Consider the following 13,534-nt stretch of genomic DNA (forward strand, 5'->3'; position numbering starts at 1 on the left):
TGGAGACGAGCACGGGGTCAGACATGCTCGGACACCAGCACCGCGAAAGTGTGTGCCCGCAGTGCGGTGAAGACGTGCGGCTCGTCGCCGGGGTAGGACAGGTAGTCGCCGGGACCGATCTCGACCGGGTCGTCAGCGGGGCCGACGAGCGCACGACCACGACTGAGGATGACGTGTTCCACCACCCCCGGCTCGTGCGGCGCGGAATGTCGTCCGGGACCGGGCTCCGCAGCGACCAGGTACACATCGCGTCGGGCGTTCGGGGGAGAGGCCGACAACAGCGTGGCGGCATACGCGGCGGTCGCCGAAGCGACACTGGGCCCGTCCCCGGACCGGATCAGCCGGACGCTGGCGCGGGGTGGCTCGACGATCCGGGAGAACGGGATCCCGATCGCGGTGCACAATGCCCACAGCGTTTCGATGCTGGGGTTGCCTGACCCCGATTCCAGCTGCGAGACAGTCGATTTCGCGATTCCGGCTCGACGCCCCAGTTCGCCCAGCGACAGTCCGGCCCGCTCCCGTTCCCGGCGCAGGGAGGCAGCGATCGCGGCGAGCGGCGCCTTGGTCGGTCCGGACATCCAGGCCTCCGGGGGTGAGCAGCGTGGTCGAGGGGTCGTACGACCGTTCGCCTTGACGAGCGGCCGCCGAGGCGTTCATCATACAAAACATGCGTTCGATATGGCGAACCCGGCACGACTCGACGGGGCCCGTAGGCCCGGCCGACGGTCTGGGCAGGAACATTGCGTTGATCTGCCTCGCCGACGCCCTCGTCGGAGCCTCGTTCGGCGCGATCAGCGTCGGGAACGGGTTCGGCATCTGGGTGCCGGTCGTGCTCTCGCTGGTGGTCTTCGCAGGAGCGTCCCAGTTCCTGTTCGTCGCGTTGGCGATGAGCAACCCGATCGCCGCGGTGCTGGCGGGTTTGTTGATCAATGTCCGGCACTTCCCGTTCGGGCTGGCGGTGGGCGACGTCATCGGGAACAGCCTGATCCGACGGGTGATCGGCAGCCACGTGCTCACCGACGAATCCACCGCCTTCGCGCTGGCACAGGCTGATCCGGCACAGCGCAGGCGGGCGTTCTGGGGGTCCGGGGTGGGAATCTTCGTGTGCTGGAACATCGGTGTGCTGGCCGGCGCGTTCGGCGGGTCGTACGTTCCGGACACGGACACCCTCGGCCTGGACGCGGCCTTCCCAGCGGTGCTGCTGGCGATCCTGCTGCCGTCGCTGCGGCAGGCGGCCACCCGCACCGCGGCCGTGGTCGGCGGGCTGATCGCTCTGGCCACCGCGCTCGTGCTGCCCGCCGGACTACCCGTGCTGCTGTCGCTGGCTGCGCTGCCGCTGGCCCTGCGAACCCGACCGGAACGAGCGCACGGATGACGCTCGCACCGACTGCGCTGTGGATCTCGATCGCCGTGCTGGCGCTCGGAACGTTCGGATTCCGGTTCGCCGGGGTGACGTTGCGGTCCAGGATCACCCTGTCGCCGCAGGTGCTGCAGGGCCTCACGGCTGCTTCGGTGATCCTGCTGATGGCACTGGTGGCCACCGCCACGATCTTCGATGGCCAGGCGTTCTCCGGTGCCTCCAGGGTGACCGGGGTCGCGGTCGGAGGGGTGTTGGCCTGGCGGCGAGCGCCGTTCGTGGTCGTCGTGCTGGCGGCGGCGGGGGTGACGGCCGGGCTGCGCTGGTGCGGGGTTGCGTGAGCCCGGCCGATCAGGGAACCGCAGATCAGGGGAAGAACGTGACGGCCAGCAGGTAGATGTTGAGGCCGATGATCAGGGCGACCACCACGCTCGCGACGACGGTCGTGAGATGCCTGTTCACGAAGGGCCCCATCACATCCCGTCTCCGGGTGAGCAGCACCAGCGGGGTCAGGGCGAACGGGATGCCGAAGGAGAGGATCACCTGCGAGACGACCAGTGCGGTCGTCGTCTCCACTCCAGCGGCGAGGACGACCAGTGCCGGGAGCATGGTGACCGCCCGGCGCAGGAACAGCGGAACCCGTCTGCGGAGGAATCCCTGCATCACCACCTGCCCGGCATAGGTGCCGACGCTCGAGGACGACAAGCCGGACGCGAGCAGCGCGACGGCGAACGCCAGCGCGGCGCCGCCACCGATGTACTGGCCGAGGCCGGCGTGGACCGCCTCGATCGTGTCGGTGTCGGTGCGGCCGTTGCGATGGAACAGATGTGCAGCGATCAGCACCATGCTCAGGTTGATCAGACCCGCGACGCCCAGCGCCAGGGTCACGTCCACCCCGGCGTAGCGCAGCAGGCTTCGTCGTTCGCCGGTGTCGCGAGCGGGTATCCGGCTCTTGGTGAGTGCGGAGTGCAGGTAGACGACGTGCGGCATCACTGTGGCGCCGACGATGCCCGCAGCGAGCAGCACGCTGTCCGGACCCGCGAGGCGCGGCACGAGACCGGCCACCGCACCCGCCGGCGAGGTGCCGACCAGGATCAGGTCGTAGAGGAAGCCGAAGGTCACGATTGCGAGCAGCGCGATGATCGCCAGCTCGAACCGTCGGTGGCCCCGCTCCTGGAGCGCAAGGATGCCGAAGGCGACGACCGCAGTGATCAACCCGGCGGGCAGCAGTGGGATGCCGAACAACAGGTTGAGACCTACTGCGGCGCCGACGAACTCGGCGAGATCGGTGGCCATCGCGACGAGTTCGGCCTGGAACCACAGGCCGATGGTCACCGGCCGGCGGAAGTGTTCACGGCACAACTCGGGCAGATCCTTGCCGGTGGCGATACCGATCTTCGCCGACAGGTACTGCACCAACATCGCGATCACGTTCGCCGCGACGATGACCCAGACCAGCAGGTAGCCGTAGCGCGCTCCGGCGGTGAAGTTCGTGGCGAAGTTGCCGGGATCGATGTACGCGACAGCGGCGACGAACGCCGGACCCAGCAGCTTGGCGAGGGTGCGCCGGCGCCCGCTGGCCCGCAGGACGGCCAGGGCGCTCGGCTGCTCGGTGGTGGTCGTCGGGAGATCACTCGCGGACACGCTGCCTCCCGAAGTTCGGTGCGCCGAAAATAAGCCTCAGGAGAAGATACGTCGCCGACGGGCGAGGGGATGGCTGCTGGACGGTGGAAATCTGCCCGAGGGTCTCAAACGGCGGTGATGGCAGCGACGTGAGGGGTCGGGATCTCGACTCACTTCGTTCGCTCGATCAGCGTCGGGAGTCGCTCGATCGGCGTCGGCGCTGCTCGGTCTGCGGCGGGAGTCAGCGGCCGCGCCACACCGGCCGGCGCTTCTCGGCGAACGCGACGGCACCCTCGCGGGCGTCCTCGGTGGTGAAGATCGGCATCACCGTTGCCTCGTTCTGCTGCCAGACGTCGTCGTCCCAGTCGGAGCCGAAGCGGTCGGAGTCGCGGACGAACGCCTTGGTCGCCTGCACGGCGAGCGGTGCGTTCGCGGCGATGACAGCAGCGAGCGCGAGGGCTTCGGTGAGCACTGCGTCGTCGTCGACGACCCGGTTCAGCAGACCCAGGTCCAGCGCCCTGTCCGCGGTCATCGGCGCCCCGGTGAGGAGCGCTTCCAGAGCCAGTTTGCGCGGGATCTGTCGCTGCAGCCGGACCACCCCGCCGGCCCCGGCGACGAGGCCGCGGGTCACCTCCGGAAAGGCGATCCGGGCCGACCGTCCAGCGATGGCCAGGTCGCAGGCCAATACCAACTCGGCGCCGCCGCCGAAGGCCGCCCCGTTGACCGCCGCGATCGTCGGTTTGTCGATGCGGTGTCGGGTGAATCCGCCGAATCCCCACTCGGGGTGCCCATCGGGTGCTGCGTTCTCGCCGGCGGCAAACGCCTTGAGGTCCATCCCGGCGCAGAACGCCCGGTCACCCGAGCCGGTCAACACCACGACCCGGACCTGCTCGTCGGAGGCGGCGCGTTCGACCGCCTCGCCCACGGCCGTCGCCAGGGCCTGGTTGACCGAGTTCAACGCCTGCGGACGGTTGAGGGTCAGGATCGCTGTGTGATCACGGGTCTCGTACAACACTTCGTCGCTCATGAGCCGATCATCCCCGACTTCGCGGGGGAACAAAGCGAATGGATGAACGTTGAAGCATTTGTGAAGAACATCGGATTCCTGAACTTCGGACACTGGACGCCGTCACCGCACTCGCAGGTGCGCACTGCGTCCGATTCGCTGCTGCAGTCGATCGAGCTGGCGGTGGCTGCGGAGGAGCTCGGCGTCGACGGCGCCTACTACCGGGTGCACCACTTCGCTCGTCAGCTGGCCAGCCCGTTCCCGCTGCTCGCGGCGATCGGCGCTCGGACGAAGAAGATCGAGATCGGTACCGGCGTCATCGACATGCGCTACGAGAACCCGATGTACATGGCGGAGGACGCCGGTGCGGCTGACCTGATCTCCGGCGGCAGGCTCCAGCTCGGGATCAGCCGAGGATCACCGGAGCAGGTGATCGATGGTTTCCGGTACTTCGGCTACGAGCCCGCTCAGGGCAGCGATCAGGCAGAGATGGCCAGGAACCACACCGAAGTCTTCTTGAAGGTGTTGCAGGGCGGCGGCTTCGCCGAACCCAGTCCGCGCCCGATGTTCCCGAACCCGCCGGGTCTGCTGCGCATCGAGCCGCACTCCGAGGGCCTGCGCGACCGGATCTGGTGGGGCGCGGGGTCCAGGGCGACGGCCGAGTGGACTGCCCAGCAGGGGATGAACCTGATGAGCAGCACCCTGCTCACGGAAGACACCGGCGTGCCTTTCCACGAGCTGCAGGCCGAGCAGATCCTGCGCTTCCGCAAGGCCTGGGCTGCGGCCGGACATCCTCGCGAACCTCGGGTGTCGGTGAGCCGCAGCATCTTCCCGATCGTGAACGACCAGGACCGGGCTTATTTCGGCGCCGAGACGCGGAGCCAGGACCAGGTCGGCCACCTCGACGGCGGCAGCGCCCGCTTCGGCAAGACCTACGCGGGTGAACCGGACCAACTGATTCGCGAGCTCGCGCAGGACGAGGCCATCGCCGCGGCCGACACGCTCCTGCTGACCGTCCCGAACCAGCTCGGCGTCGACTACAACGCACACCTGTTGGAGTCGTTGCTGACCCACGTGGCCCCGGCGCTCGGCTGGCGCTGATCACCCGGTCCTCCCGCAGGACGACCACCGACGTGCCCCCGTCGCTCTTCGGCGCCGGGGGCACTTGGCGTTACGCTCGGAGCGTGTACAGCCCACCGTTCAACCGGGTCGACGACGAGCACGAGATCCGCGCGCTGGTGCGTGCGTGGGGCACTGCCGAACTCGTCACCGTCGATCCCGACGGCCGCCCGGTGGCCACCCTGCTGCCGATCATCTGGCACGGTGACACGGTGATCGCCCACCTGGCGAAGGCCAACCCACACTGGCGCGGCATCACCGCCGGTGCGCCGGCCCTGCTGATCTGCGGCGGTTCGCAGGCCTACGTCTCGCCGTCCTGGTACGCCACCAAGGCCGAGCACGGCAAGGTGGTGCCGACCTGGAACTACTCGGCCGTCCACCTGAGCGGTACCGCAATCGTGCACCACGACCCCGACTGGCTGCGCACCGCGGTCACCCGACTCACCGAACAGCACGAGACCGGGCGATCCGATCCCTGGTCGGTGACCGACGCACCTGAGCCGTTCGTGGCGGGTCAGCTGCGCGGAATCGTCGGCGTCGAGATCCACGTCGAGAAGATCGAGGCCAAGGCGAAGCTGAGCCAGAACCGGTCGGCCGCCGATCGCGAAGGTGTCGTCCGCGGTCTCGAGGCATCGACCGGTCCGGTCGACGCCTCGGTCGGGCAGCTGATGAGGGCTGCGTTGCACCGCGACATCTGACCCGGATTTACTGCGCGGCAACCGATCCCGGCGACCCGTCGACGCGGCGGCGATCGCGACCACGGGAAATCCCGGCGACCCGGACCGGGCGGCCCGAGTAGCGTCGACCGGCCGTGCGGCGGCGCCGATGGGTGACCGCAGAATGTCGGCGCGGAGAAATCTCGGAGTTCCCTGAGCCGTGTTTGCGGACAAGGAGGTCCGTCATCGGTAATGCTGTGGTCAGCGGTGCCGCCACCAGCGGAAGGAGTGTCTGATCTTGAACGACGTCCTGCTCGTGAATGCGTCCTACCAAGTGCTGTCCCGGATCGACTGGCAGCGCGCGGTGGTGCTCGTCGTCACCGACGAGGCGGAAGCGGTCGAGTCGCACCCGACCCAGCTCATCCACTCGCAGCACCTGGTGATCCCGTTCCCCACCATCATCAGGTTGCGCACCTACCGGCACGTCGACCACCGCACCACCCGTGAGCGGCGTCCGACGTTCCCCCAGGTCAAGCTGCGGGACGGCCGGACCTGCGGGTACTGCGGGGGGTTCGGTGACACGATCGACCACATCATGCCGCAGTGCCGTGGAGGTCAGAACACCTGGGACAACCTGATCACCGCTTGCCGGCCGTGCAACAACCGCAAGGCCGACCGGACACCGGTCGAAGCCGGGATGCGGCTGCTGTGGATCCCGCGGCCGTTGGTCCCGGACGACTCGGACCAGCAGCGGGTCTGGCGCGCGCTGGGCGTTGCCTGAGGCTGCCACCTGCACGTTCGCGGGTCCCGACGGATCCGGTTGGTGCGGGTCGCCGGTGAGGCTCCTGCCGGCTCAGCTCGTCCCGCGCTGGTAGAACACCGCCGACCGCATCGACTGGAACGGGTACTTGTTACCGGTGTAGTGCACCTGGAGTCGGCGCAGGACTCCGGTGCCCAGCAGCGTGAAGGCGTACCTGCCGGTGGCGGCAGTGGTGCTGCGCTGCAGCGTCTTCCAGCTGCCGTTCGCCTGTTGCTCGTTGAGCAGCACCTCGGCGCCGGGAATCGGCTTCTGATCCTTCGCCGACCACAGCAGGCCGCCGATCGTGGTCCTCTGTCCGGCCGCAGCGGCGGCAGGAAAGGACGCTCCGTTGATCCGGGTCGGGGTCAGCGGACTCACGAACTTCACCGCGGTCAGATGGTAGAAACCGAGAGTGTTCTGCAACCTGTAGGGCGTCTCCAGGGAACTGACGTGGGCCTCCACCTTGCTGCTGGAGTTCTCGGCGATCATCCGGTTGCCCTGGGCATCCCGACCGATGTAGATCGCGATGTGGTACGACGGCGGCTGGCCGCCGTTGCCGAAGAACACCACGTCGCCGGGTTGCGGGGTGGTCGTCCTGGTGAACTGCCCCGACGTGCGCATACCCTCGCTGGAGTCGCCACTGATGTCGTATCCGAGGGTGGTCCAGTAGGCCCACCGGGTGAAGCCCGAGCAGTCGGTGCGATCCGGGCTGGTGGGCGGTGTACCGCCGTGTCCACCACCCCACAGGTAGCTGACGTACTGGGTGGTGCCCCAGATCGCCTTCGTCGCGACTGCCGCCAGGGGCGTGTACACGACCGTCGGGTTGAGGGCCGCGGTCCTGGCGCCCCCGGTGAGCAGTCGGGTGCGCAGCGAGGCGTCGCCGTCGACCGGCGCGTCATCCAGCACCCGTGCGTTGCCGGGGATGCCGGGCCCCGGCGCGGCGGGACCCGCCGGCACTGTCGGCGCAGCGGCAGCCGTTCCCGGCACCGAGAGCCCCAGCAGCACGACAAGGAAAGCGCTGCCCAAGACATGGATGCGCGTCCGGGAACTGCCGCGCCGGATACGCGTCCTGCTGTTGATTGCCATACGCACAGCGCACTCCTCAAGTCACGGTGACACGCCGGATGCGGTACCGAACGTGACGATTGTGACCGGTGGTACGAGTGATACGTCAAGCAAGGTCCACCGGTGGTGGCGGCAGTCGCGCTGCGTCATCGTGTCGTGCGCGGCACGCCGATCCCGTTTCATCTTCCGGGAGGGTACTGAGGCTGGCGGCCACTCCGCGTGATCGCCCGGTCTGGAGCAACCCGGCAGGCTCAGCGATTTCGCCGGACCATCGAGACCTCGATGTGCCGATCCACCACGGATCCGCGGGCCGTGGCTCCCGTGGAGACCAGCACCCCGTTCTCGCCGACCTGGAAGCGGTTGGCCACGTTCGCGTCGGACCCCTTCGAGGCATGGCTGGTCGCGGGGTCGTTGAAGGTGTAGTAGGTCCCACCGTCGACATCCGTGCCGCGGCCGGTGACGATCACGAAGTGATCGGTGATGCCGTCGACGTTGCCGTTGTAGGCACCCTTGTGGCTGACCCCGACCACCACCGGCCTGCCGGAGTCGAGCTGCTGGTCGAGATAGCTGCGGCCGGCCGCGGCCTGGGCGGCGTCGGGTCGGACCGATCCGTCGCTGTGCTCCCCGGCAGCGACCTGGATCCGCTGGTCGGGTCCGAGCACTTCGGCGCCGAGTTGGGCGGCCATCGCCTTCGAGGCCTTGAAGCAGGCTGTGTTGCCCGGGGTGAAGCCGTTCCCGGCGACCAATTGGCTGTAGAACGGCACCTGCAGCGCCACCGGCCCACCCGTGGTCGACGACGCAGGAGTGGCCAATGTCGCTGGATCTGCGGGGGGCGCCGCCGCCGTGCCCCCGCCGCCTGCGGATGCCGGAGCGTCGGCGGCGCCGACCGGACTGCTCGCACCGAGCACTACGATGTCACCCGACGCCCGGCTCGCCTTCTCCTGCTGCTCGCGCTGCCGCGAGACAGCGCCCGCAGCCGTCGTCATGGCCTCCGAGATCCGTTGCAGCGCAGGGGCACAGGAGCTCTCCCACAGCTGACGGAAGCTCGTACCGTCGGTGCCGTACCACTCCAGGCCCGCGAGTTGCTTGCTGATCCGGGTCCGGACCGAGGTGAACGACTGCGCAGCTGTGGTCAGACAGCTGTCGAACCGCTGCTGGGCTTCGACGTCGGACCCGAGGAATCCGGGACGGGCGGGTGCTGTCATGGATCCACTGTCGACACCCTGGTGCGACCGGGCAATGGGTGCGGTGCCGGAACGTTCCCCTTTCCCCGGCTCCCGCCGCCCGAGTCTGCGCGGATCAGCGCCGGACCGCTCGGGTGGCGCCTGGGCCGCCGCTGGGATGGGGCCGCGGGCTACCGTTGGCCGGTGAGCCAGACGCCCAGAGAGGACCGGCCGCCCGATCCCGGCCAGGCACCGGGAAGCCCGTCGCCTGACGTGGCGGACGGTCGACGTCCACGGTTGTCCGAGATCGGCACCGACCCCGACTATCGCTTCACCCTCGCCAACGAGCGCACCTTCCTGGCGTGGATCAGGACCTCGCTGGCCCTGGTCGCCGGTGGGGTCGCCGTCGTCCAGCTGACCGCGACCCTCGGGGATCGCTGGGTGCGGATCACCCTGGGCACCGTGCTGGTGCTGCTCGCCGTTGCGCTGGCCGGCCTGAGTCACCGTCGCTGGTTCCTCAACGAGAAGGCGATGCGGCTCGGGACCGCGCTGCGCCCGACGCCGATGACGGCGATCCTCGCGATCGGGATCACCCTGGTCGCGCTCGCGGTGCTGGTGGTGCTCATCATCGGTGCACCCTCGCGATGACGGGCCGACGGTGACCGAGTCCACTGCAGCGGTCCAGGACCCCGGTCTGCAGGCCGAGCGGACCCGGCTGGCGTGGTCGCGGACAGCCCTGTCGCTTGCTGTCGTGGGCGTACTCGAACTCCACCCGACGAGGCCGGAGCTGTCGCTGCTGCTGCGCATCCCGGCGCTGCTCACGCTGCTGCTCGCGGTGGCCTACTGGGTCTACGGCGGACGTCGCTACCTGCGGGTGCGCGCCGCCCTGGCCGCCGGCCGGCCGATCGTCCCCCGCCATTCGACCCTCGTGCTGGGGGCCCTGGTGGTGCTCCCCGCAGCCACTGCGCTCTGGGCCGTCTGGACCTGATCAAATCTCGGACCGGGCGAGCTCCGGAGGGAGCCGGAACGCCCGATGCGGTAGGACTGGGGGAATGACGTCTCCCGGATTCACCACCAGGCCCGAGCTCACCGGCAGCTTCGGCATGGTCGCCTCGACCCACTACCTCGCCTCTGCGGTGGGCATGTCGATGCTCGAAACGGGCGGGACCGCCATCGACGCTGCCGTTGCGGCCGGATTCACCCTTCAGGTCGTCGAGCCGCACCTGAACGGACCCGGCGGCGACATGACGCTGCTGTTCGCCGCCGCCGACGCGCTGCCCAGGGTGTTGGCCGGACAGGGTGCGGCCCCCGCCGCGGCCACCGTGCGGGCGATGCTCGACCGCGGGTTGAGTCTGGTGCCCGGCGCCGGGGTCGCGGCCGCTGCCGTGCCCGCTGCGACCGTCGCCTGGCTCACCCTGCTGCGTGATCACGGAACTCGCACCGTCGAGGACGTCCTGGCCCCGGCGATCCACTATGCGTCAACGGGTTTCCCGGTACTGCCGGCGATCCGCCGCACGATCGGTACGGTCGCCACCCTGTTCGAGGAGTCCTGGAGCGGCTCCGCGGCGCAGTATCTCCGCGAGGGCGCACCGCCACCGGTCGGTGCGATGCTGACGAACGAGCAGCAGGCGCAGACCTACCGGCGGATGCTGGAGGCGGCAGCGGGGAAGTCCCGCGAGGCGGCCATCGACGCTGCGATCGACTGCTGGACAACGGGATTCGTGGCGGAGGCGCTCGACGCGTTCTGCCGGACGGAGCAGGCGGACGGCTCCGGCGGACGCTACAGCGGACTGCTCACCGCCGATGACCTGGCCGCTCTGCAGGTCCCGTACGAGGATGCCGTCTCCGTCGGCTTCGAGGGCTGGACCGTGGCCAAGGCCGGTCCGTGGTCGCAGGGACCGGTGCTGCTGCAACAGCTCCGACTCGTCGACGGTCTCGGCCTCGGGGCCGGCGCCTGCCCGCCCGGCGGCGCCGACTGGATCCATCTGATCACCGAGGCAGCCAAGCTCGCCTTCGCCGATCGTGATGCCTGGTACGGCGACAGTGCACCGGGCGATCCGGCAGCGACACCGCTGACGACACTGTTGTCGGAGGACTACTCCGCCCAGCGCCGCGCGTTGATCTCCGCGCAGGCATCCCGCGAGCTGCGTCCGGGCTCGCCCGACGGTCGGGTGGCGAGGCTCCCCGACTGGGAGCGGGCTCGCGGTGGTCCGGGGAACGCCGGCGCTGCTGCGGGCACCGGGGGAGACCCGACCGTCTCGCGGACCGGCGAGAACCGCGGCGACACCTGCCACGTGAGCGTCGTCGACTCCTTCGGCACCATGGTCGCTGGCACTCCCAGCGGAGGTTGGCTGCAGTCGTCCCCGCTCATCCCGGCGCTCGGCTTCCCGCTCGGTACCCGCCTGCAGATGACGACCCTCGAGCCGGATCTGCCGACCACCCTGACCCCCGGTCGGCGCCCGCGCAGCACGCTCAGCCCCAGCCTCGCCGCACACCGGGACGGGCGGCGACTCGCCTTCGGCACCCCTGGCGGCGATCAGCAGGACCAGTGGCAGGTCGGGTTCCTGCTGAACCACGTGCTGGGCGGGATGAACCTGCAGGAAGCGATCGACGCTCCCGCGTTCCACTCGACGCACTTCCCGAGCTCGTTCCACCCACGGGAGGCTTTCCCCGGCCAGATCGTGATCGAGGACAGGGTCGGCGAGGACGTGCTGCAGGACCTGGAGAGCCGGGGGCACGACGTCGTCCGATCCGGGCCGTGGTCGCTCGGCCGGATGAGTGCGGTGTCGAGGTCGGCGGACGGCCGGGTGCTACGGGCCGCCGCCAACCCGCGCGGAATGCAGGGCTACGCCGCCGGGCGCTGACCGGCCCCGGCGGGTGACCAGGAGGCGAGCCAAGGCTCAGCCGATGCTCGGCAGGAACCGGGGTGCCGTCCTGGCCCGGGCGGCGGCCTCGAAGGCTGCGCCGATCTGCAAGATCTTCGCGTCCTGCCACCGTCCACCGATGAAGTTGACGCCCACCGGCAGCGCGCCCACATACCCGGCCGGGACTGACAGGTCCGGGTAACCGGCCACTGCTGCGGCCCCGGAACTGCCGATCTTGAAGTCGTCACCGGTGCCGTAGGTGGTCCGCCAGGCGGGCGAGTTGCTGGGCGCCATCACCGCGTCCAGGCGGTGGGTGTGCAGCAACCCGTCCAACGCCGCGCGGGCGAGCGCCTTGGCCTGCTTGCGGGCGGCGACGATCGACTTCGCGCCCGCCGGGGGCGCCGCCAGGCAGGTGAGGAACAGGTTCTGGTCGAATCTGCTGAGCTCGACCGGGTCGGCCGCGTTGAAGTCGACCAGCTGCTGCAGGGTCCGCTCCTGGCGCGGGCGGGTGCGCAGGTAGGCCTCCAGGTCGCGGACGAACTCGCTCTTGAGCGCGGTGAACGACAGGTTCCCGGACTCGCCGGCATCCACCTCCACCTCGATCACCGTCGCACCGGAGCTCGTCAACACGTCGACGGCGTGCTGCACCACCCGGTCGGTGCCCGCGTCGATCCCGGCCTGTCGCCAGACGCCGATCCGGCGGTCGCGCAACGAGGCGCCGTCAAGCGCCCCGGCGAGGTCGCGCGGCAGTGAACGTGGGACGTGCAGGGTGGGGGTGTCCCGCCGGTCGGCGCCGCGGAGGGCGGCCAGCACGATGGCCGCATCGACCACGTGCCGCGCGATCGGACCTGCGGTGTCCTGCTCCACGCTGATCGGGACGATGCCGGTGCGGGAGGCGATGCCGAGCGTCGGCTTCATGCCCACCACGCCGCACTGTCCGGACGGCGAGACGATGGAGCCGTTGGTCTCGGTGCCGACGGCCACCTGGGCCAGTGCGGCAGCGACGCCGGCGGCCGGACCGGACGATGAACCGGACGGGTTCCGGTCCAGAACGTACGGATTGTTGGTCTGGCCCCCGACCCCCGACCAGCCGCCGGTCGCGAAGTCGGCCCGGAAGTTCGCCCATTCCGACAGGTTCGCCTTCCCGAGGATCACCGCTCCGGCCCGGCGCAACTGCGTCACGATGAACGCATCGTGCACCGGCGGCATCCCCAGCAGGGCCCGAGACCCGGCCGTGGTCTGCAGGAATGCCGTGTCGATGTTGTCCTTGAGCAGCACCGGGATCCCGTCGAGGGCACCCAGTGACCGGCCGCAGGCCCGGCGACGGTCGCTCTCTGCCGCCTGGTGCGGTGCCGCGGGATTCACCAGGATCACCGCTCCCACCAGCGGGTCCACGCTCTCGATCCGCTGCAGGTAGGCGTGGGTGAGAGCGACAGCGGTCAGCCTCCGCGACCGGAACCGTCGCTGGATCTCCGGGATGGTCAGTGCATCCAGCTCGCCCGGCGGGATCGGCTGCGGGCGGCGCGAGTGATCGGCCGCGTCCGGAGCCGCGGCGGCTTCCCCGCCGGGGACCAGCATCCCGGCGGCGGCGATCGTGGCGGTCACCCCGGCGCCCAGCACCGTGCGGCGATCGATCCGGCGGTCAACGGAGTCTGCGTTGGCGTCGTCGGTCCGGCGGGTCAGGGGAGTCTGTTCCATGGCCCGAGCGTAGGGAGGTGGCCTCGGGAGCGCATCCGCTGTTCAGGGCATCGGCGGCCGCTCGCACACCGGCAGGGCCACCGCCGCAGCACGATCGGACGGCCGCGCACCGACCACAGGTGAGGTGGAAACACCGCCCCGGGGGCGGAGTTCTACGGCATGTCGGACTACGCTGGGGTGGTCC

14 protein-coding genes are annotated in these 13,534 nt (G+C 69.9%); 8 read left to right on the forward strand and 6 right to left on the reverse strand.

The genetic code is table 11. From position 1 onward, the window contains the following. Positions 1–17: 17 nt before the first annotated feature. Positions 18–578: an XRE family transcriptional regulator gene (locus ABLG96_RS08505; RefSeq protein ID WP_353650918.1), complete on the reverse strand. Its 561-nt coding sequence runs from the start codon at positions 576–578 to the stop codon at positions 18–20. Positions 579–667: 89 nt separating this feature from the next. Here ABLG96_RS08505 and ABLG96_RS08510 point away from each other — a divergent pair, with 89 nt between their 5' ends. Together ABLG96_RS08510 and ABLG96_RS08515 are read left to right on the forward strand one after the other, a co-directional pair. After that, positions 668–1,375, forward strand: coding sequence for an AzlC family ABC transporter permease (locus tag ABLG96_RS08510; protein WP_353650919.1), 708 nt, complete (start codon positions 668–670; stop codon positions 1,373–1,375). Beyond that, positions 1,372–1,698 (forward strand): AzlD domain-containing protein, encoded by a 327-nt coding sequence (locus ABLG96_RS08515; RefSeq protein ID WP_353650920.1) that lies wholly within the window; start codon positions 1,372–1,374, stop codon positions 1,696–1,698. The genes ABLG96_RS08510 and ABLG96_RS08515 overlap by 4 nt, the downstream gene beginning before the upstream one ends. A gap of 25 nt (positions 1,699–1,723) precedes the next feature. Here ABLG96_RS08515 and ABLG96_RS08520 read toward each other — a convergent pair whose 3' ends face one another. Both ABLG96_RS08520 and ABLG96_RS08525 read right to left on the reverse strand, forming a co-directional pair. Further along, positions 1,724–3,001, reverse strand: a complete 1,278-nt coding sequence (locus ABLG96_RS08520; RefSeq protein ID WP_353650921.1) for an Nramp family divalent metal transporter — start codon at positions 2,999–3,001, stop codon at positions 1,724–1,726. 220 nt (positions 3,002–3,221) lie between these two features. Further along, the gene (locus ABLG96_RS08525) at positions 3,222–4,007 is read right to left on the reverse strand and encodes a crotonase/enoyl-CoA hydratase family protein (protein ID WP_353650922.1); all 786 of its coding nucleotides are present in this window, start codon (positions 4,005–4,007) and stop codon (positions 3,222–3,224) included. Between the two features lie 60 nt (positions 4,008–4,067). On the opposite strand from ABLG96_RS08525, the gene ABLG96_RS08530 reads away from it, so the two are divergent. The 3 genes from ABLG96_RS08530 to ABLG96_RS08540 all read left to right on the forward strand — a co-directional run bounded on the left by ABLG96_RS08530 (position 4,068) and on the right by ABLG96_RS08540 (position 6,542). Continuing rightward, positions 4,068–5,087 (forward strand): LLM class flavin-dependent oxidoreductase, encoded by a 1,020-nt coding sequence (locus ABLG96_RS08530; protein WP_353651433.1) that lies wholly within the window; start codon positions 4,068–4,070, stop codon positions 5,085–5,087. An 83-nt stretch (positions 5,088–5,170) separates the two neighbouring features. Beyond that, positions 5,171–5,803 carry an FMN-binding negative transcriptional regulator gene (locus tag ABLG96_RS08535; protein WP_353650923.1) on the forward strand — a complete coding sequence of 211 codons (633 nt, stop codon included), beginning with the start codon at positions 5,171–5,173 and terminating at the stop codon, positions 5,801–5,803. A gap of 256 nt (positions 5,804–6,059) precedes the next feature. After that, a complete protein-coding gene (locus tag ABLG96_RS08540; protein ID WP_353650924.1) occupies positions 6,060–6,542 on the forward strand; it encodes an HNH endonuclease in 483 nt (160 codons plus the stop codon). Positions 6,543–6,614: 72 nt separating this feature from the next. Here ABLG96_RS08540 and ABLG96_RS08545 read toward each other — a convergent pair whose 3' ends face one another. Together ABLG96_RS08545 and ABLG96_RS08550 are read right to left on the reverse strand one after the other, a co-directional pair. Further along, a complete protein-coding gene (locus ABLG96_RS08545; protein ID WP_353650925.1) occupies positions 6,615–7,586 on the reverse strand; it encodes an NlpC/P60 family protein in 972 nt (323 codons plus the stop codon). 290 nt (positions 7,587–7,876) lie between these two features. Continuing rightward, the gene (locus tag ABLG96_RS08550) at positions 7,877–8,830 is read right to left on the reverse strand and encodes a hypothetical protein (RefSeq protein WP_353650926.1); all 954 of its coding nucleotides are present in this window, start codon (positions 8,828–8,830) and stop codon (positions 7,877–7,879) included. A gap of 162 nt (positions 8,831–8,992) precedes the next feature. Here ABLG96_RS08550 and ABLG96_RS08555 point away from each other — a divergent pair, with 162 nt between their 5' ends. The 3 genes from ABLG96_RS08555 to ABLG96_RS08565 all read left to right on the forward strand — a co-directional run bounded on the left by ABLG96_RS08555 (position 8,993) and on the right by ABLG96_RS08565 (position 11,652). Further along, positions 8,993–9,436 (forward strand): DUF202 domain-containing protein, encoded by a 444-nt coding sequence (locus tag ABLG96_RS08555; protein ID WP_353650927.1) that lies wholly within the window; start codon positions 8,993–8,995, stop codon positions 9,434–9,436. Between the two features lie 10 nt (positions 9,437–9,446). Further along, positions 9,447–9,776 (forward strand): DUF202 domain-containing protein, encoded by a 330-nt coding sequence (locus tag ABLG96_RS08560; RefSeq protein ID WP_353650928.1) that lies wholly within the window; start codon positions 9,447–9,449, stop codon positions 9,774–9,776. Between the two features lie 64 nt (positions 9,777–9,840). Beyond that, entirely contained in the window at positions 9,841–11,652 is a 1,812-nt protein-coding gene (locus tag ABLG96_RS08565; protein ID WP_353650929.1) for a gamma-glutamyltransferase, read from the forward strand. Positions 11,653–11,688: 36 nt separating this feature from the next. Here the strand turns inward: ABLG96_RS08565 and ABLG96_RS08570 are convergent, their stop codons facing one another. Then, positions 11,689–13,350, reverse strand: a complete 1,662-nt coding sequence (locus ABLG96_RS08570) for an amidase family protein (protein ID WP_353650930.1) — start codon at positions 13,348–13,350, stop codon at positions 11,689–11,691. Positions 13,351–13,534: the final 184 nt, after the last annotated feature.

The sequence above is a fragment of the Nakamurella sp. A5-74 genome, assembly GCF_040438885.1.
Lineage (GTDB): Bacteria > Actinomycetota > Actinomycetes > Mycobacteriales > Nakamurellaceae > Nakamurella.